This window comes from Cupriavidus sp. SK-3, from assembly GCF_000611145.1.
Classification (GTDB): Bacteria; Pseudomonadota; Gammaproteobacteria; order Burkholderiales; family Burkholderiaceae; genus Cupriavidus.
Window position 1 is genome coordinate 33,415 of the sequence record NZ_JFJV02000265.1, and the last position, 18,384, is coordinate 51,798.

Genomic DNA, 18,384 nt, shown 5'->3' on the forward strand with positions numbered 1-18,384 from the left:
CATCAATGCCTTTTCTGATGCTCATGGCGCCAAACCACGGCTTCCAGCCGCGAATGCAGGTTAAGCTTGGAAAGCACATGTTTGACATGCACCTTGACCGTCCCCACGCTAATCCCCAATTGCCGGGCAATCGTCTTGTTGCACAATCCCTCGGCCAGAAAATCCAGCACCTCCGATTCCCGGGAAGTCAGGTCAGCCTGCGCGGCAGGAACCCGTTGATTCGTCGCCACCACCTGCATCAAACTACCAGTCACCGACTCACTCAACACCGAGGCCCCATTCGCGGCCCTGCGCAGGCAATCACACAGGTCCTCCGGCTCCATATCCTTGAGCAGATAGCCATGCGCTCCGGCCCGCAGCGCCGACACGACATCGCGATCGTTATCCGATACCGTCAGCATGATGAATCGCGCATCCACCTGCTTCTCCCGCAACGCGCCGATCGTCTCGATGCCGCTCATGCCCGGCATATTGAGGTCAATCAGAATCACATTGGGTTGCATGCGCACGGCCATTTCAACGCCCTCCGCGCCGGAGGCGGCCTCTCCGACCACGCGAAAACCCTTATCCATGCCGATGAGTTGCGCCAGGCCTTTGCGGAACAGGGCGTGATCGTCGATGAGCAGCACCGTATTGCTCGTCTCCATGGCCAGTCGTCTCCGTTTCATTATTTTTCTGCGCGGCCACGGCGGTCTGTACTTCGTCCCGCCTCGGGCCGTATCGCCGCCTGTATCGCCGCCTGTATCGGCGGCTGCTATTTGCAGGGGTAGCGGAAATGTTACACGGCATCCGGCAACGATGGCGCGTCCTTCAGGGTTTCCCCCATTGCACGCCGCTCCTACCAGTCGGGCTGTCCCACCGGGCGAAAGCGCACCGCAACGCAACATCCGCCGCCCGGCCGGGGCGTGATGGCCAAGGCACCGTCAAGGCTCAAGGCCCGCTCCCGCATGATGGCGGTGCCATACTGGTTGCGCGCATCCGCCGCAGGCTCGAAGCCAAGCCCGTCATCCTCGATGGTGATCGCCATCGCGCCATTCTCCGCGGGCAGCAACCGGACCGTAGCCTGCGAGGCCCCCGCGTGGCGCACGACATTGGACAGGGCTTCGCGCACGATCTGCACGATATGGAATTCCTCGTTGGCGGTCAGCCGGCAGTGCTTTAGCCGGTTGTCCAGCGTCATGGCCACGCTGCTGCGGGCGCCGTACTCTTCCAGGGCCTCTTCCAGCGCGGCGGAAAGGCCCTGCGCATTGATCTGCGTGCGGAATGTCGTGATCAGTTCACGCAGCTTGCGGTAGGCGCCGTTCAATCCGTCGCGCAGCTCTTCCGCCGTCGATACCAGTTCTTCACGCCCGTCGCCCCGCTCCGACAGGGTCTGCAGCCGGCTGACCTGGATCTTCATATACGACAGCGATTGCGCCAGCGAGTCGTGCAACTCGCGCGCCATCGCCGCGCGCTCCTCGATCAGCGCCACCCGTCTCCCCTCCTGCATGCGCCGGAAACCGCCGATGGCCAGCGCCAGATGCCTGCCGACCGCTTCGCCGATCTGGCTGCCTTGCGACTGGCATTCCCGCACCGTCCCGAACACGAGGAACAGGTGGCCGTAGCGCACCTTGCCGTCGCTGACCGGCACCGCCATCCCTGCCTCGCCATCCTGCGCCGGTGCGCCATGCTCGGACATATTGAACAGCATATGCGGGCCGGCCACCACCAGCGTGCGCACGCGCTCCACCTGCGCCCAGCCGAGTTCGCCCACATGCACCACGGCCGGCAGCTGCAGCGCTTCGCTGGTCTCGTCATCGAGGCAGATGCCGCATGCCCGCGCCGCCAGGCTATCGGCCACCGCGCCGCAGACATTGCGCAAGGCTTGCGGACCAAGCGATTCGCCCGACAGCGCTGTCATGACCTGGTCGAGCAGGGTCAGCCAGCGGTCCTGCGGGTGGGCATCGGCCGCATTCGCCGCACCCATGCCGGCCCGCGCTTCGCCCGCATAGCGCCGCAGCCGCAGGCCAACCAGCAAGCCGCCGGCGGCAACGATCAGCAAGGCAATGCGCACCGCGATATCGACCCGCAGGTGGCGCTGCAGCGCCTCCGATACATCGACGGCAGCCTGCTCGAGCAGCGGCATGGCGCCTGCCACCGTACCTGACGCGCCCGGCTGTTCCACCTCGGCGAGCGCGGAGCCGAACGGCGGGTCGGCCAGCAATGCCCGCGCTTCCACCAGCCATTGCCGTGCTTCGCCATTCGCTTCGTTGCCGTGAGCGAAACCGCTGCCGCGCTGCCGCAATTCGGCCGCCTTGGTCATGAACCGCACCGCCTCGCTGGACCACGCAGCCGTCAGCACCGGCTGCACCATCAGTGCCAGCGCGGCCAGCGCGGCGACCGTCATCACCACCATCCAGGGACGCGCGCGATGGTGTTGCTGAGCGAAAAAAAGCAAGTATGATGGCGAGGCGCGTCTGGCAGGCACGGGATTGCTGTTCATCGGATCACCTTGGGTCGCAACGCGCATTCAGTCCCGGACCGATCGCATGCAAGTCAACAAGCGAACGCCGGGAAATAATAATAGGGAGACGAGAGGGATTAGCGTGAGGGGGAGCATCATGCTGGCCGTGTGGCTGTATCTGAGCGGCGCGGCCGCCGCCTGCGGCTATGCCATTGGCGCCACCATGGGCTGGCTGCCCAGCAGCACACCGCTTGCCGTGGGCTGTCTCGGCGCAGCGCTGGTGCTGGTATCGGTGGCAACCGCCACCAACCGGCGCCTGCCCGCCAGACTGGCCGACCCCGGCACGCATCGCCCGAGTGTCGGGCCGATTCCGCCGCATCACGACTATCGTGCCCTGGTCGACGGGATCGAGGACATCGTGTTCGAGACCGATGCCGATGCCACATTCCATTTCCTGAATCATGCGTGGAAGTCCGTCACCATGCTGGATGTGCACCTTTGCCTGCACACTCCCGTGTTTCGTTATGTCCATCCCGATGAGCAAGCGCTCAACCGCGAACAGTTTCTCACAATCCTCTCCCAGAACAGCGATGCGTGCCGCTATGAGACGCGGCTGATCTGCCACGACGGGCGGCCGCGCTGGATGGAGGTGCGGCTGCGGCCCCGCTTCGACGGCCACGGCCGGGTAACCGGCACCACCGGCATGATGACCGACATCCAGTCCCGCAAGCGCGCGGAGGATGTGCTGCGCGCGCGCGACCGCAGTCTGTCGACCCTGCTGGACCACCTGCCCGGCATGGCATTCCGCTGCCGCAACGACCGGCGCTGGACCATGGAGTTCGTCAGCGATGGCTGCTTCGAACTGACCGGCATGGAGGCGGTGGACCTGCTCAACCACCCGTCCTACGACGAGCTGATCCATCCCGACGACCGCGCTTATGTGTGGGACTACGTGCAGAGCCAGCTGGCGCAGCACAGGGCATTCCACCTGCGCTACCGCATCCGCACCCACGCGGGGCAGGAGAAATGGGTCAGCGAGCGCAGCCGCGGCATCTTCGCCGGCAACGGCACGCTGCTGGCCATCGAAGGATTCATCTCCGACATCAGCAGCCAGAAGCGCGACGAGGAGCGTGCCGAGCGCGAGCCGCTGCACGACCGGCTGACCGGCCTCAAGAGCCGCGCCCTGCTGCTCGACCGCATCGATCTCGCCCTGCGGTACGGCGCGCCCTTCATGCTGCTCTGCCTGGATGTGGACAACCTGAAACGGATCAACGAACGGCATGGCCGCGCCTTTGGCGACCAGTTGCTGGCCCGCCTGGGCGAGCGCCTGGCCACCTGTTGCGGCCCGGGCATCTCGGCGGGACGCAGTGGCGGCGACGAGTTTGCGATTCTCGTCTTGCAGGCGCCGGCCAGCGAGGGAAGCCCGGCTCTCGACCCTGCCCGCTTTGCGGGACGCACGCAGAACGAGCGCCGGCTCGCCGCGGTGATCTCCGCATTGACGCTGGTGGACACGATCGCCGCCATGCTGGAGACGCCGTTCGAGATCGACGGCATTTCCGCCTCCATCAATGCCCGGCTCGGCATCGCGATCCGGATCGCCAACCAGCCCGATGCCCGCTCCCTGCTGCGCGATGCCTTGCGCGCCGTGTATTCGGCGCAATGGCAAAGCGCCAATGGCACGGTGCGCTACGCCTTCGCGGGGGAAGCGGCCCGGCGCACGGCACAGGCCTGGCGCCGCTCCCTCGGCGAATTCGCGCGCGCGTTCAGCTCGCAAGGGCTTCAGGTGAGCGTGGCCCAGGTCATACCGCTGGGCGACGGCCCGCGCTGGGCGGAGGGATCGGCATGCTGGCACAGCACGCGCTCCGGCACCATCCCGGCCGCGCATCTGTTCCTGTATGCGGCCCAGGCCGGCACACTGGACCAGTTGGCGGAACGCTACCTGCTCGCCATCTTCGACCAGGCCTACCCGTTGCTCGAACCGCAGCAACGGCTTTGCCTGTGCCTTGACGCGGTGCCGCTCGACGCCATGGTGCTGCGGGGCCTGCAGGGCGCATTGCGGGCCATCGGCGACAAGGCTACCCTCGCCCGTATCGACGTGCTCCTCCCGCAATTCGCGGATCGCGGCCTTGCCGAACTCGATGTCACCCTTGCCGGCTTGCGCCGCGATGGTGTCCGCCTGGGCGTCGACCTGACCCCGGCCGCCGCGCACGACGGCCCGCCCTTGCCCGACTGGACGCTGCTTGCGGATTTCTGGCGCATCCGCATGGATGCCGGCGCCGCGGATACGAGCCGCCTGGCGCGCCTGCTGCGGATCGCCGCCAGGCACGGCATCCCGGTAGCGGCGGCGGGAGAACCCGATGCCACCGGCGGCCAGGGCCGCTTCCAGCATCGGGTCGGCCTCGCGGAGCCCATCGGCGTGGAAGGTTAGGCGGCCACCGGCGCCGGTGCCAGGCATGGCATCAGAAGATTTTCTTCAGGCCCAAGATCCAGTGCGCGGTGCCAATCTTCTTGCCGTCCACCACCCACAGCGCGCGGTCGGCATTGGTCCCCGTATAGGCAAACGAGACGATCCAGCCTTCGCCAAAGGTCTTGCTAAGCGCGGCGCGCCAGTCCGTATAGTTGAAATCGCCGTAGTTGCGCACCCATTGGCGGCCCACGTGCAGCCCCAGCGTGACGTCCCACGGCAGCGGCACATCCGCGTTCAGCTCCAGGTAGCCGCTGCCATGCGAGTTGCCTTTACCCGTGCCCATCGACGCACTGTCATAGCCGAAGAAATTGGTCAGCGTGCGCGAGTACTTCAGCGTCAGGATTTTCCAGCCGACGGCGCCATACAGTTCCAGCGTGTTGTATTTTTCGTCCGAGCCCGGCAGCTTGGGGTTTTCGGGATAGTAGAACTGCAGCAGGCCGACATCGAAGCGCCAGTCGCCGAACGACTTGGCATAGCCTCCGTACAGATCCAGCTCCAGGCTGGCGCCGTTGATTGCCTTGCTGCTGACATTGGTGCCCCAGATGCCGGCATACAGGCCGCTCTCATGGGCATAGTCGAAACCGCCCTGGAGCGCCGGGCGGTCCTGCGTATACGTGATGCCGCGGAATACATAGTTGCTCATGAGCGCGACGTTCGCGCTCACGGTATGGGGACTGGCGGGCGGCTTCGGTTCTTCCTGCGCGAGCGCGCAAGGCGCCGCGCCCGCCCCGCCCGCCAGAAAACAGCCCACAGCTACCACCCTGGCCCAGGATTGCGACAATTTCATGATTCACCTTCGACAAGGAAAAGGCGGCAATCGCGCGAGGGCGGTGCCGGAACACGATCAGAAGTGGTTTTGCAGTTCCTTGCCGATATCGAAGATATCGCCCACGATGCCGTACTTGGCGATAGTGAAGATGGAGGCCTCCGGATCGGTATTGACCGCCACGATGGTATCCACGTGCTTCATGCCGGCCATATGCTGGACCGAGCCCGAGATGCCCATCGCCACGTAGAGCTTGCAGTTGGCCGCGGTCTTGCCGGACTGCCCGACCTGGCGAGATTTCGGCAGCCAGCCCGAATCCGCGATGGGCCGGGAGCAGCCGAGCGTGGCGCCCACCGAGTCGGAGAGTTCCTTGAACTGCTCGACGTTGTCTTCCTCGCCCACGCCACGGCCGATGGAGAGGATGAAGTCGGCACCCGGGATATCCACGTCGTCGCCGCCGGCCGGCTCCTCAAACGCCAAATGCTGGCTGCGCGGCGTCACCTGCGGCGCGGGCAGGCTCGATATGGCCGGCGTGCCGGCTGCCTCCACCGGCTTGAACGAGCCGGGCCGCACCGTCAGCACCACCGTGGCGTGCCCCGGGAACTCCATCTCCACGTTCACCTTCTGCCCGTAGCCCGAGCGGGTGGCCACCCAGCCGTCCCCGTCGCGCTCCACCTTGAACACGTCGGTGGTGAACCCGTGGCCGTCGCGCACCACCAGCGGCGCCGCGTAGCCCAGCGTATCGACGCTATGCGGCAGCAGCACCAGCGAAGGCTGCCGCGCGGCGATCAGCGCGCGCACCGAAGCTTCATATACCTCCGGATCGAAGGCATCCCCGGCGCTCTGCACCGTCACGATCTCATCCACCCCCGCCAGCTGCAGCGCCTGCGCGTGGCGCGCCGGGTCGGCGGCGATCAACGCCACCTGTACCGGCTCGCCGCTGGACGCCTTCAGCGAAGTTGCCAGGCCGATCAGCTCGCGGCTGACCGGGCGCAGTTCTCCCTTGCGATGCTCGACTACCACCAGAATGCCCGCCATCATGCTTCTCCCCTGAATTCCTTGATGATCTTCGCCAGTTGCGATGCCTGCTCCGCGGGGGTGCCCTCGATCATCTGGGCGCGCCCTTTCTCCGGCACATACATGCGCCGCACCCGCGACAGCGATCCCGCCGCGCCGGTGTCGCCGGCCGCCAGTCCGATGTCGTCCGGCCCGACCACCTCGATGGGCCGTGCCGCCGCCTGCTTGATGCCGCGCAGCGATGCGTAGCGCGGCGTGTTGATACCCAGTTGCAGCGTGAGCACGGCCGGGGTGTTGATCTTCACGACGGCGTAGGTGCCGCCCTCCAGCTCGCGCCGTACCGTTGCCGTGCCCTCGCCCGGCGTGTATTCCAGCGCGGCCACCACCGCCGCATGGGGTGCGTCCAGCAGGCCCGCCATCGCCATGCCGGTGGCGCCGAAAGCGTGATCGGAAGCCTGCACGCCAGCAAAGACAAGATCGGCGGACTCGCGGCGGGCAAGCGCGGCCAGCACGCGCGCCACCGCGATCGGGTCGGCCTCGTCCAGGGCGTCGTCCCAGACGCGGATGGCGCGGTCGGCGCCCTTGGCCAGGCACTTGCGCAACTCCTCGTCGGCGCTGTCGGGCCCCACCGTGGCCACGACCACCTCGATGTTGTCCCCGCCAGGCCCCTCCTTCAGCCGCATGGCCTCTTCCAGCGTGAAGTTGTCCCACTCGTTCAGGTCGTGCACCAGGAAGTCGGGGTCGATATCGCGGTTGTCACCGCGCATCTCGAAGTCCTCGTCCAGCGAAGCCACCTGCTTGATCGTCACCAGTATCTTCATAGCGTCTCCATCGTCATCAGCGGTGCTGATTGTTCGGCTCTCGGCGGAGCCTCGGTATGCGCGGCGGCGGGCACGCCGGCCAGCCGCGCGAAATGACTGAATATGCGGAAGCGAACCTGCGCGTCGGGGTCGTCCCGCATGCGCCAGCGGTCCGCGTCCGTGAAATTGGGGTGATCGAGCACCATCGCCCGGTGCAGTGCATAGCCATCCTGACGCAGGGCGAGCAGCACGCCGCGCGGTGCGGCGCGGTTCAGGATCACTGCCCGGCGCACGTCCGGACTCTCGTGCGCCGCCAGCCTGGAAAGCTGCGCAGGCAATGTGGCGGCATTGCGCGCCACGCCCGCCAGCACGTCCACGCTGGCGCTGCGCGCGAGCCGGCGCAGCAGCGGCGGCGCCAGTCCGTCGCGGTAGGCCACGCCCGCCTGGACCCAGTCCTCAGGGTCTGCGCCAAGCCGCTCAAGTACGGCAGCGGGACAGGCTGGATGCCGGGCGGCGGCGCGCCGTACTTCGGCGTGAGCGTCCGCAGCTGCAATCGCCAGGAGCGCCGGCGGGCAAGCCGCGTTGCGGGCCACCGTGCGGCGCACCCAGGAATCGGTGTCCTCCTGCAGCCAGCCGGCCATTCTTGCCGACAGGTCCGCCCGCCCCGCCACCGCGCGGCGCACGCCGGCATCGGCATCGAAGCACAGCGTCAGCAGCGCTTGCGCGGGCATGGCGGCATGGGCGGCGGCCGCGCGCCGCACGGTCGGGTCGGCATCGGCCGCCAGTTGCCGCAGTAGCGCCACCGGCGCGCGCGGATGCCGCGCCGCGCAGCGCCGTTCCAGCACGGTCGCGGGCACGGCCTCCAGCAAGCTGCCAGGGCAATGCGGATGCAGCAGGACCTGGGCACGCACGGCCGGCTCGTCCACCGCCGCCGTCCACAGGGACAGCAACGTATCCGCGGCGGTGGCCAGGTTGATGGCAAGCAGGCGATGCAGCACCGGAAGGTGGCGCCGCTCCAGCGCCGCCAGCACATCGGCGGCGGTACCCGTGTTCTCGCACAGTGCCCGCAGAATCTCGACCTGCGCGGTGCCTTCGGCCATCTGCGCCAGCACGCCGCGCGGCATGTTCGCATGCCTGGCCAGCAGCAGGCGCAGACGCTCGCCCCCGCCGCCGCGCCAGAGCGTCACCAGCGCCTGCGCGGGAGCGGCCGGATTGCGCGCCAGGCGCAAGCAGACCGCAGCATCGTCGCGGGCGAGCGTGGCAAGCCGCGCCAGTACCGCTGGCGCAAGGAATCCCGCCGACGCCAACAGCAAACGGTCCTGGCGGGCATCGAACAGGCGCGGCAGCAAGCACGCGCGGTGTGCCGGCAACGCGTGCGGATAGAGCGCGGCGGCCGCGTAAGGCTCCGCGTCTTCCTGTGCACGCCGCAGCAGCTCGTTCCAGTGCCGGCCCGAGAATCGCATCTCCGCCCCCGCCCTAAGCTTCCACCAGGCCGATAGCGGCATGGCTGGCCGGGGCGGCCTCAGCCGGCGCAGCCAGGGCGTCGCGGATCAACTCGATCAACTCGCGCACCACGAACTTGCCTTCGTAACCGCTGGTCTTCAGCGCGTCCTCGAACATGGTCAGGTCCTTCGGACAGCACACCACGAAGACTTCCAGCCCTTCGATGCCGGCGGCCTCGCGCATGCGGTTCTGCGACGGCTTTTCCACGCCGACCGGGTCGGGCATCCAGATCCGGCCGCCACCGGCGCCGCAACAGAAGGAATTGTCGCCATGGCGCGGCATTTCCACCAGTTCGCAGCCGATCTGCTTCAGGATGTCGCGCGGCGCGCCATAGCCCTTGTTGAAGCGGCCAAGGTGGCAAGGATCGTGCAGGGTCACGCGCAGGCGCTGCGGCTGGCGCACCTTGATCTGGCCCTGCTCCAGCATGCGCTGCACGTAGCTGGTGTAGTGCTCGATCTCGAAAACGCCGCCAAAATCCGGGTATTCGTTGCGGATCGTGTTGTACGAATGCGGGTCGGTGGTGACGATGCGTTTGAACTGCGCAGTGCCCAGGGTCGCGATATTGGTCTCGGCCAGCAGTTCGTAAAGGCCTTCCTCGCCGACGCGGCGCACATCGTTGCCCGCATTCGACTCGCCCTCGAACAGCAGGCCGAAATTCACGCCGGCATCGTGCAGCAATGTGGCGAACGCCTGACTGACCTTCTGGTTGCGGGGATCGAACGAGGCATAGTCGCCCACGAACCACAGCAGATCCACCGGTTCCTTGCGCGCGTCCTTGATCTCGAACGGCAGCGTTTTGGTCCAGGCCGCGCGCTTGCGCTTGGATTCCCCGAACGAGTTGCCGGTCTTGTGGATGGTCTGCAGGGTCTTCTGCAGTTGCGGCTCCATATCGCCGTCTTCCACCAGCTTGCGGCGCATCTGGACGATGATGGGCACGTGTTCGATCGCCACCGGACAGATCTCCACGCAGGCCATGCAGGTGCGGCAGGACCACAAGGTCTCCATGAACACCTGGCCGCCGTCCTTGCCGTGCGGGCTCAGCTTGACCTCGTCCGGCAGGGCTTGCTTCTGCAGCGCATCGTTGGCGAACTCGCGCAACGAGAGGATCACGTCGCGCGGAGACAGCGGCGCGCCGGACGCTTGCGCCGGACAGGCCTCGTGGCAGCGGCCGCACTTGGTGCAGGCATCCAGGTTGAGCAGGTGCTTCCAGGTGAAATCGGTGATCGTGGCGTAGCCGACCTTGTCCCCGGTGGCCGCCTGGCGCGGCAGGCGCTGCGCGGCCAGCGGATCGCGCAGCATCAGCGAACCGGCGGCGGTGAAAATGTGCTTGACCTTGGTGAAGGGGATCAGCGCGATCAACGTCAGCGCCAGCAGGCCGTGGAACCACCACAAGCCGGAGCGCAAGACGCCTGCCGCCCCGGCGCTGACGCCCACGGTGCGCATCGCCTCGGCCAGCGCGGCGCCGAACGGCGACCACCAGCGCAGTTCCCACACCTCGGGTCTTTCCTGCAACCAGACCAGCCGTGCGGCTTCGAGCACGTAGCCGGTTACGCCGATGATGATCAGCGCCCACAGGAAGGCCCAGTCCTCGCGGCGGTAGCCGCTGCGGTCATAGCCCGGTTCTCCCGGCTTGCGGTCCGGGCGGGTGTAGTCGAGCTTGGGCGGCTTGATCCAGCCGCGCCGGATCATCATGTAGACCAGCCCGGCGATCATGGCCACGCCGGCGCAGTCGAGCACCAGCGAGAACCAAAGGTAGAACCTGCCGTGCCAGAAGCGCAGGCCAAACAGCTTGCCGGTGATGTCGTATTCCAGCGTGATCGTGGCGGTGCCGATAAACAGCAGCGCGAAGCCGTAGAAGATCAGCCGGTGCGCGCGGCCGGCGGCGGGATCCCGCCGGGCGATGGTGCGGTGGCTGGCAACGGTCCGGCACATCTGCATGAAGCGCTTGCCGATTTCCAGCGGCGTGCCCAGCGGCTGGCCGCGCCGGTACTTGCGGATCTGCACGTAGGTGCCATAGCAGAACACACCGATGGCGGCGAAGCCCACCAGGTAGAACAGCACGATGGCAGGTGACGAAAATCCTTCAAACAGGACGCGGGTGACCTGGAGCGGGTCGAACTTGTCTGCGGCTGGCATGGCGGCTTCCGTCTGTGTGAATGCGGGGGGCGCGAAGCGTCCGGCGGGAACGGCCTGCGTGGCCGTTCCCTGCCCGGATCAGATCTTGTAGATGATCTCGAACGTGCCTTCCTTCTTGTGCGGCACGCCCCAGACCGGCACCTCGCGGCGGTAAGGCAGCGGGATCTGCGCGTCCGCCTCCTCGATCTCGCGGGCCAGGCGCTGGCCGCCGAAGGTGGCATCCGCGATCAGCCGCGGCGCTTCCGCATCGCCGATCAGGTACACGCCCTTGATGCCGACGCTTTCCCAGCGGTCCTCCGCCGCTTTCAACTGGCGGTGCAGCGTATCGTTGGAGCGGCGGCCGGTCACCAGCACCAGCGAGTCGAACTCCAGCCAGCGATGGCTCTTGTTCTCGTCGCGCGGCGACTTGCCGGGGCCGCGGTAGGTACGACGCGATCCGTCGCCCCAGATGTTGTAGATCTCCAGCCGGCCCGGCTCGATGCGGCTGCAGAAATGGTCGCCCATCTCCTTGACCTTGAGCTCGTGCAGGCGCCGCATCATGTTGGGATACTCCAGCGTGAAGTGCATGTAATTGGCCAGGTGCACGCCGCTGACGATGGTCACCTCATGCCCTGCGGTGGCCAGCTTCTCGGCCAGGCTCGGCGCCATGAAGTAGGTGTCGGCGTTGAGGATCACCACGCGCTTGCCGATCGCCTTCTTGCCGGCGATCACCTGCTCCGGCGTCAGCTGGTCGTCGCGCGAGGCGTCCGCGCCCGGGATCGGGTCGTGGGTCAGGCAGTTGGTGCCGTCGGTGACCCAGTGCGAGCCGGTGGCGATCACCACCTTCTCGGCGCCGTATTCCAGGATGGCGTTGGCCGTCAGCGCCTTCTGCCCCAGCGCGAGCTGGCTCTGCTTGTTCTTCTTCAGCAGCTTGTTGATCTGGGTTTCGCGGTAGTCGCGGTGGTAGCCCCACTCGCCCAGGCCAGGCAGCGTGATGATCTGGTTCAGGTGGCCGCCGATCTTCTCGGCCTGGTCCACCAGGTGGACCGTATGGCCGCGCTCCATCAGCACGCGCGCGCATTCCGAACCGGCCGGGCCGGCGCCGACCACCAGCACCGCGTCATCGGACTTCTTCCTGGCAAACTTCTCCGGGTGCCAGCCGCGGCGGTATTCCTCGCCGGCGGTGGCGTTCTGCGTGCAGATCATCGGCGGGCCGCCGATTTCCCAGCGCGAGATGCAAACATTGCAGCCGATGCAGACGCGGATGTCATCGATGCGCCCTTCCTCGATCTTCTTCGGCAGGAACGGATCGGCGATCGACGGACGCGCCGCGCCGATAATGTCGGCGATGCCCTTGGTCACGATCTCGGTCATCTTCTCGGGATCGGTAAAGCGCCCCACGCCCAGCACGGGCTTTTTCGACACCTGCTTGATAAAGCGCGTCCAGGGGATCTGGTGGCCTTGCAGGTTGAAGCGCGAGGGGCCGGCGTCCTCGCCCCACTCGGCGATATCCCCCACGTCGACGTCCCACAGGTCCAGCAGCGAATCCGCCATCTCGACGAACTTCATGCCGTCCTGCTCCACCTCGATGCCCGCACAGCCGTACAGCGAGTCCACCGCGAAGCGCGTGGCGATGGCGCAGTCGTCGCCCACGGCGCGGCGCACCTTCTCCAGCGTCTCCAGCCAGAAGCGGGCACGGTTCTCCAGCGAGCCGCCGTACTTGTCGGTGCGCTTGTTGTAGTACGGCGAGAGGAACTGCAGTGGCAGGTAGGAGTGCGCGCCATACACGTAGACGATATCGAAACCCGCGTCGCGGGCCCGGTAGGCGGCGTCGACGTAGTACTGCTGCACCTGCGCGATATCGCGCAAGTCCATCTCCTTGCAGTAGGTCAGCGTTTCGAATTCCGACGCGTACTGGCTCGGCCCGCGCGGCGTGGCCCGGCTTTCCATGCAGGGCGCGTGCGCGCCGCCGTACCACATCTCGATGCCGGCCAGCGCGCCGTGCTTATGCACCTCGTCGGTCATCGCGCGCAGGTTGCGTACGTCGCCCTCGTCCCAGATCCGCGCCGACAGCCGGTGCGTGTCGTCGGACTCCGGGTGGATGGAGCAGTATTCCGTATTCAGCGCGGCCCAGCCCCCTTCGGCCTTCAGCGAGCGGTGCGCGGCCTGGAAGCCGGGCAGCGTGGACCCGGCGCCGATGCAATGAGGCACCTGGTAGAACCGGTTGCGCAATGTCTTGGGACCGATCTGGATCGGTTCGAACAGGATGTCGTAGCGTGGGTCGCGGGCCATTTTTTGTCTCCAGCCGGTTTGTAAGGCGATCGCGCAAGGCGTCGCAAGCAGTGCGGAGCGCGCTGGCTCCGCATTGAATCTTCTGTGGGTGCCGATCTTGTTGTGTCTTCGCCGCGCTTACCCCGGTGCGGTACCCGCGCCGAGGGTGCGGCCGTCGTCGTGCCGCGCCAGCCAGTCGATCGCGGCCTGCCGGTAGCGTGTGATGCCTTTGTAGTCGACCAGTTCGTCCGGCAGCGTGCGCAGCACGCGGTGCAGGCGCGCCGCCCACCTGGGGACCGTGGCCAGTTCCTGCAAGCTGATCAGGTAGCAACGCACGCCAAAGCCGATGGCATTGCTGCGGGGCAGCCGGAACAGCGTCTGCAGTTCCACCCGCAGGTGCACCAGTTCGCCCGCGGTCTCGCGAGTGACCGAGGCCCGGTCCGCGCCCCACTCCGGATAGCGCTCCGGCGAGGTGTCCATGCGCGGGTGGATGGTCATGGTCCAGTTCAGCCGGCGCACCGGCGCGCCTGCGCGCAGGTGCAGCAGATACTTCAAGGCGCGGTCGAAGATGCCCAGCTCGTGCGCTAGCGGCACGGGTCCGTGCCACTCGCTGAAACTCATGCCGAGATCGAAATCCAACGACCAGTCGGCCTGCGTGGTGACCATGCCGGCGTCCATGAACAGGTTGTCCTGGCGCTGATCCATCAACACCCAGTCACCCTGGTTCTGGCGGGCAATGTATTCCAGCGGCGGATACGGCAACGTCGCGGCGTCGCCGAAGACGAAGTCCTGGCGCAGGCCCAGCAGGCGGTTCTCCCAGGTCCAGCGCGTACCGTCGCGCCGCAGCGTGAAGTGCGCGGGATAGCTGGCCGCCAGCGACGCCATCATCAGTTCCAGCGTGTCCCACTGCGCCTGCATCATATGCGGCAAGGCCATGCAGCGGCCCGGGTCCTGCGCCAGCACCAGGGCGCGTTCGCGGCATTCGCCGATGTAGTGCTCGTCGACATCGAAGGGATGTTCGGTCACGCTGCCGGCCGGGCCGGCAGCGTGCGGTTCGATGTTGACCGAGTACATGTACTGGTCTTCGTGGAACGGAAACGGAAAGCGCTGGATCGCGGCCGGGCTGTTGGCATAAGCAAAGTTGCCGCGGAAAGTCTCGTCTTGCTTGAACGTGGTATGCATCGCACCTCCTAGATCGCCAGCACCAGGCGCTGGCAGTTCGCCCGGGAGACGCAGGGCATCAGCTTGCGGCCGCTTGCCCTTTCCTCGATGGAAAGATAGTGATCGTGGTGGACCAGTTCCCCGTCGTGCTCCAGCACCTCCAGCTCACACTGGCCGCAGGCGCCGCCGCGGCACAGGTAGGACGCCTTGACGCCGGCCGCCTCGATCGCTTCGAGCAGGCTGGTCTCCGCGCCTACCTGGACGGTAATGCCGCTGCGCGCGAGCACTGCCTCGAACGGCGCGCCCGCCGGTGGAGCCAGGAACTGCTCCCAGTGCACGTGGCTGTCCGGCCATCCCGCCGCGCGTGCCACCTGGCGCACCGCCTCGATCATGCCGGCGGGGCCGCAGACGTAGACATCGGTGCCTAGCGGCTGGCCTGCCAGCACTTTGGCGAAGTGCAGTGGCTGGCCGGCGTCTTCCACATAGAGATGCAGCCGCTCGCCCGCCAGCCGAAGCAGCTCGGCGGCAAAGCCGGCGTGTTCCTGGCTGCGCACGGCGTAGTGCAGTTCGTACGGCGTGCCCAGCCGCTGCAACTCCGCCAACTGCGAGAAGAACGGCGTGATGCCGATGCCGCCGGCAATCAGGATGTGTTTCCGGCGCGTCTTGAGCAGCGGGAAGAGATTGACCGGGGCGCGCACGCGCAGGAGCGAGCCTTCCTTCACCTGCTCATGCATGAACCGCGAACCGCCCCGCCCTTCGTCGACGCGGCGCACGCCGATCTGGTACTGGCCGGTTTCCCACGGCGAACTCATCAGGGAATACGGGTTGCGGTGCAGGCGGTCCTCGCCCTGCATTTCGACCACGATATGGCTGCCCCCCGAGAAGGCGGGAAGATCTTCCCCATCGGCGTGGCACAGCGTGAAGCGCTTGACCAGCGGCGTCACCGCCTCGATCCGCGTCACGCGTACCGGTATGCTTTCTTGCGGTTTCATGCTGCCCCCGGCGTTTCCGCGTCGGCCATCACGCCCATGAAGGCGGCAAGCCGGCGGGAATAGTGATCGCGCACCAGCAGCTTGCGGCCGCAGCCCGCGCAGGGCGCGATGGCGCCGGACACGGCTGCGTTGCAGGTGCGGCAATGTACGCAGTAGACCCGCCGCGCGCCGGGCGCCACGCATTCGCATTGCATCTCGGCGGAATCCAGGCCGTGCAGTTCAGCCACCCGGCTCACCTCGGCGAGGAAATCCTCGTCGCCGGCGGCGTAGAAGCGCAGGCCCATCGGCAACGAGGCCAGTGCATGGCCCAGTTGCTGGAGCAGCGCCGCGGTGGACGCTGCGACCGTCACATCGGCGCTGCCTGCCCGCACCGCCTGCGTGAGGTCGGCGCCCGCCTCGGCTGCGTACAGCACCTTGCACGCCCTGGCCGCGCCGGCCAGGCGACGCAGCGCGTCGCCACCCGCGCCCCGGGCCACGGCCAGGTGCACCTTGCCGCTGTCGTCGAACTGCAGCGGGCGGTACACCGGCATGCTCTTGATGCCTGTCACCAGCATGGCAAGCTCCTGCGTGGTTGCGTGGTTGCGTGGTTGCGTGGTTGCGCGGATGCCGGGTCAGGCCGCCTTGACCTGGGTGCGCAGGCGCTGCGGATCGTAGAACGGCGTCTTGGTTACCGTGCCCGCATGCGCGCCGTTGCTGTCGCGAATCTCAACCTTGGTGCCCAGCGCCTTGTAGCCAGACTGCAGGTGCACGAGCGCCAGCGATTGCATCAGGTAGCGGCTGAAGGTGGCGCTGGTCACCACGCCCACCTCCTTGCCGTCCACGAAGATCTTCGATCCGGCTTCCACCGCGCGGTCATGCCTGACCGCCACGCCGGCCTGGAAGAAACGCTCCTTGCCGCGCGCGTTCAGCAGCGCCGCCTTGCCCACGTAGTCGCCCGCCTTGCCGGTGTCGATGGCCCAGCCGAGATTGACTTCCCACGGCGTGGTATCGCCTTCCGGCATGTCGAAGGGGAAGAACAGCAAGGCTGCCTCGATGCGGGCGAGTTCGAGCGAATCCCAGGAGCAGGGAATCAGCCCCTGCGGCTTGCCCGCCTCCAGGATGGCGTCCCACAGGTCGACGGCGTCCGCTGCGGCGCAGGCGATCTCGAAACCTTCCTCACCCGAGTAGCCGCCCCGGGAAACAATGATCTTGCGGCCGAACAGCGTGGTCTCGCGATGCGCGAAATACGGCAGCAAGGCCAGCTCGATGCCGATATGCGGCTTGAGGATTGCGGCGGCGCGCGGCCCTTGCAGGGACAGCATATGCACGTCAAAGTCCTGCTCCCACTTCACGTCGCGGCCTTTCGAGAGCGCGGCAAGCTGGCGTTGCGTATTGCCGCTGCCGTGCGACAGGCGGTACTGGTTCGGTGCGTCGCAGATCACCATCAGGTCGTCGCTGACGGCGCCGTTCTCATCGACGGCGGCTGCCAGCCGCGCCGTACCCGGCTGCAGGCGATGCACATCGATCGGTACCATCTTGTCGATGACGGCGGCGGCATCCGGTCCGGATACCTTGACGATATTCAGGCCGCTGATGTCATAGAGGCCCGCGGCGGTACGCACCGCCACCACCTCGTCCTGCGGATCGCGCCGGTAGCGCCAGGGGATCGGCATATCGTTCCACGTATCGCCGTCCAGGGTGGAGCCGAGTTCGCGATGCCGAACGTTCAGGATGGATTCTCTGGTCATGTGCAGTCTCCGCAGGGTGTCTGGATTTTTGCGGAGTATGGCGAGCTACCCCCCCTCCCAACAATTTCCACTTGGCACTACCTCCTTGGTAGTAGCTGCGGGCGGCGCCTAAGAGGTATTGCCACGGCAGGCCCCGGTCCGCAGACTCCAGGGCACGGAAGTACGCCAGCGCAGGAGGAGAAACACATGACGGCCTTGACCTTGACCCAGCTCCCCGTTCCGGCCTCGGGCACCCATGGCCAGCGCATCGCGCGCGCCGTCGCCTCCCCGCAATCGGCAACGGATGCCAGTGCCGCGGTGGTGCGCTCATGGGCCCGCTGCCTGGGCGAATACGGGCTCGATCCGGAACGGCGTCCCGTCCCGCCGGTGCTTTCCGCCAGCGAATTGCGCGAGCGCGGCGAGCGCTTCGGCGACCTGGCCGACTGCGCGCGGCTGGAGATGACCACGCTCTACCAGCAACTCGCCGACCCCGATATGGCGGTGATGCTGACCGATGCCGATGGCGTGGTCATGCATCTGGTCGCCGCCGACCCGTTCGCGCGCGAGATCGCCCCGGAAGGCTTGCGCGTCGGCGCGATCTGGAGCGAGCGCGAAGCCGGCACCAATGGCATGGGCACCTGCCTGGCGGAAGCCGGCGCGGTGGCGATACGCCAGCATGAGCATTTTTTCCAGCGCTATACCGGCCTCACCTGCTCGGCGGCGCCGATCTTCGACGAGAACGGCGTGCTGGCGGCGGTGCTCGACGTCACCAGCCGCTCGCCCCTGCTGTGGCAGCAACATTCCCCGGTGCTGGTCGGCATGTCGTGCCGCCATATCGAGAACCGCCTGTTCGATGCCCGCTTCCGGCACGCGTATCCGATCCGCTTCCACAGCCAGCCGGAACTGGTCTACACCGCCGGCGAAGGCAAGCTCGCGGTCGACGCCGACGGCGTGGTGCTCGCCGCCAACCGCAGCGCCCTGCTCCAGCTCGGCTTCCCTTCGATGCAGGGATTGCGCGGAAAGCGCATCGACACGCTGTTCATGAGCTCGCTCGACGAGCTGGTGGCACGTAGCGCGCGCCAGTCATTTCATCCGGTGCCGGTCTACCTCGCGCAAGCATCGGATCGTTTCTTCATGGTCGCG

At 67.0% G+C, this 18,384-nt stretch carries 14 protein-coding genes; 2 read left to right on the forward strand and 12 right to left on the reverse strand.

Annotated elements, in window-relative coordinates; all coding sequences use genetic code 11:
• Positions 1-2 precede the first annotated feature (2 nt).
• Positions 3-647, reverse strand: a complete 645-nt coding sequence (narL, locus tag CF70_RS28925) for a two-component system response regulator NarL (RefSeq protein ID WP_035873507.1) — start codon at positions 645-647, stop codon at positions 3-5.
• Positions 648-838: 191 nt separating this feature from the next.
• Entirely contained in the window at positions 839-2,482 is a 1,644-nt protein-coding gene (locus tag CF70_RS28930) for a histidine kinase (protein WP_235185249.1), read from the reverse strand.
• Between the two features lie 103 nt (positions 2,483-2,585).
• On the opposite strand from CF70_RS28930, the gene CF70_RS34095 reads away from it, so the two are divergent.
• Entirely contained in the window at positions 2,586-4,871 is a 2,286-nt protein-coding gene (locus CF70_RS34095; protein ID WP_200876830.1) for a PAS domain S-box protein, read from the forward strand.
• 31 nt (positions 4,872-4,902) lie between these two features.
• Here CF70_RS34095 and CF70_RS28940 read toward each other — a convergent pair whose 3' ends face one another.
• The 10 genes from CF70_RS28940 to CF70_RS28985 all read right to left on the reverse strand — a co-directional run bounded on the left by CF70_RS28940 (position 4,903) and on the right by CF70_RS28985 (position 17,262).
• Positions 4,903-5,697, reverse strand: coding sequence for a TorF family putative porin (locus tag CF70_RS28940; protein WP_035873509.1), 795 nt, complete (start codon positions 5,695-5,697; stop codon positions 4,903-4,905).
• Positions 5,698-5,754: 57 nt separating this feature from the next.
• On the reverse strand, positions 5,755-6,717 hold the full coding sequence (locus CF70_RS28945) for an electron transfer flavoprotein subunit alpha/FixB family protein (RefSeq protein WP_235185250.1): 963 nt from the start codon (positions 6,715-6,717) through the stop codon (positions 5,755-5,757).
• Positions 6,714-7,514: an electron transfer flavoprotein subunit beta/FixA family protein gene (locus CF70_RS28950; protein WP_035873511.1), complete on the reverse strand. Its 801-nt coding sequence runs from the start codon at positions 7,512-7,514 to the stop codon at positions 6,714-6,716. Before CF70_RS28950 ends, CF70_RS28945 begins: the two co-directional genes overlap by 4 nt.
• Positions 7,511-8,956 carry a hypothetical protein gene (locus CF70_RS28955; protein WP_035873513.1) on the reverse strand — a complete coding sequence of 482 codons (1,446 nt, stop codon included), beginning with the start codon at positions 8,954-8,956 and terminating at the stop codon, positions 7,511-7,513. The genes CF70_RS28950 and CF70_RS28955 overlap by 4 nt, the downstream gene beginning before the upstream one ends.
• Before the next feature lie 13 nt (positions 8,957-8,969).
• Entirely contained in the window at positions 8,970-11,132 is a 2,163-nt protein-coding gene (locus tag CF70_RS28960) for a (Fe-S)-binding protein (protein ID WP_035873515.1), read from the reverse strand.
• A gap of 78 nt (positions 11,133-11,210) precedes the next feature.
• Complete coding sequence (locus tag CF70_RS28965; RefSeq protein ID WP_035873517.1) at positions 11,211-13,403, reverse strand: FAD-dependent oxidoreductase; 2,193 nt, start codon at positions 13,401-13,403, stop codon at positions 11,211-11,213.
• 117 nt (positions 13,404-13,520) lie between these two features.
• Complete coding sequence (locus CF70_RS28970; protein ID WP_035873518.1) at positions 13,521-14,564, reverse strand: heme-dependent oxidative N-demethylase family protein; 1,044 nt, start codon at positions 14,562-14,564, stop codon at positions 13,521-13,523.
• A gap of 8 nt (positions 14,565-14,572) precedes the next feature.
• On the reverse strand, positions 14,573-15,535 hold the full coding sequence (locus tag CF70_RS28975) for a PDR/VanB family oxidoreductase (RefSeq protein ID WP_035873521.1): 963 nt from the start codon (positions 15,533-15,535) through the stop codon (positions 14,573-14,575).
• Positions 15,532-16,089 carry a dimethylamine monooxygenase subunit DmmA family protein gene (locus tag CF70_RS28980; RefSeq protein ID WP_035873523.1) on the reverse strand — a complete coding sequence of 186 codons (558 nt, stop codon included), beginning with the start codon at positions 16,087-16,089 and terminating at the stop codon, positions 15,532-15,534. Before CF70_RS28980 ends, CF70_RS28975 begins: the two co-directional genes overlap by 4 nt.
• Before the next feature lie 57 nt (positions 16,090-16,146).
• Positions 16,147-17,262, reverse strand: coding sequence for an aminomethyltransferase family protein (locus tag CF70_RS28985; RefSeq protein ID WP_035873525.1), 1,116 nt, complete (start codon positions 17,260-17,262; stop codon positions 16,147-16,149).
• Between the two features lie 186 nt (positions 17,263-17,448).
• On the opposite strand from CF70_RS28985, the gene CF70_RS38370 reads away from it, so the two are divergent.
• Positions 17,449-18,384 (forward strand): sigma-54-dependent Fis family transcriptional regulator (locus CF70_RS38370; protein ID WP_235185251.1); only part of this gene is annotated, 936 nt, incomplete at its 3' end.

Coding starts and splice junctions, on each gene's coding strand:
- narL (WP_035873507.1), bottom strand. CDS start 647: ATGGAGACGAGCAATACGGTGCTGCTCATCGACGATCACGCCCTGTTC.
- CF70_RS28930 (WP_235185249.1), bottom strand. CDS start 2,482: ATGAACAGCAATCCCGTGCCTGCCAGACGCGCCTCGCCATCATACTTG.
- CF70_RS28940 (WP_035873509.1), bottom strand. CDS start 5,697: ATGAAATTGTCGCAATCCTGGGCCAGGGTGGTAGCTGTGGGCTGTTTT.
- CF70_RS28945 (WP_235185250.1), bottom strand. CDS start 6,717: ATGATGGCGGGCATTCTGGTGGTAGTCGAGCATCGCAAGGGAGAACTG.
- CF70_RS28950 (WP_035873511.1), bottom strand. CDS start 7,514: ATGAAGATACTGGTGACGATCAAGCAGGTGGCTTCGCTGGACGAGGAC.
- CF70_RS28955 (WP_035873513.1), bottom strand. CDS start 8,956: ATGCGATTCTCGGGCCGGCACTGGAACGAGCTGCTGCGGCGTGCACAG.
- CF70_RS28960 (WP_035873515.1), bottom strand. CDS start 11,132: ATGCCAGCCGCAGACAAGTTCGACCCGCTCCAGGTCACCCGCGTCCTG.
- CF70_RS28965 (WP_035873517.1), bottom strand. CDS start 13,403: ATGGCCCGCGACCCACGCTACGACATCCTGTTCGAACCGATCCAGATC.
- CF70_RS28970 (WP_035873518.1), bottom strand. CDS start 14,564: ATGCATACCACGTTCAAGCAAGACGAGACTTTCCGCGGCAACTTTGCT.
- CF70_RS28975 (WP_035873521.1), bottom strand. CDS start 15,535: ATGAAACCGCAAGAAAGCATACCGGTACGCGTGACGCGGATCGAGGCG.
- CF70_RS28980 (WP_035873523.1), bottom strand. CDS start 16,089: ATGCTGGTGACAGGCATCAAGAGCATGCCGGTGTACCGCCCGCTGCAG.
- CF70_RS28985 (WP_035873525.1), bottom strand. CDS start 17,262: ATGACCAGAGAATCCATCCTGAACGTTCGGCATCGCGAACTCGGCTCC.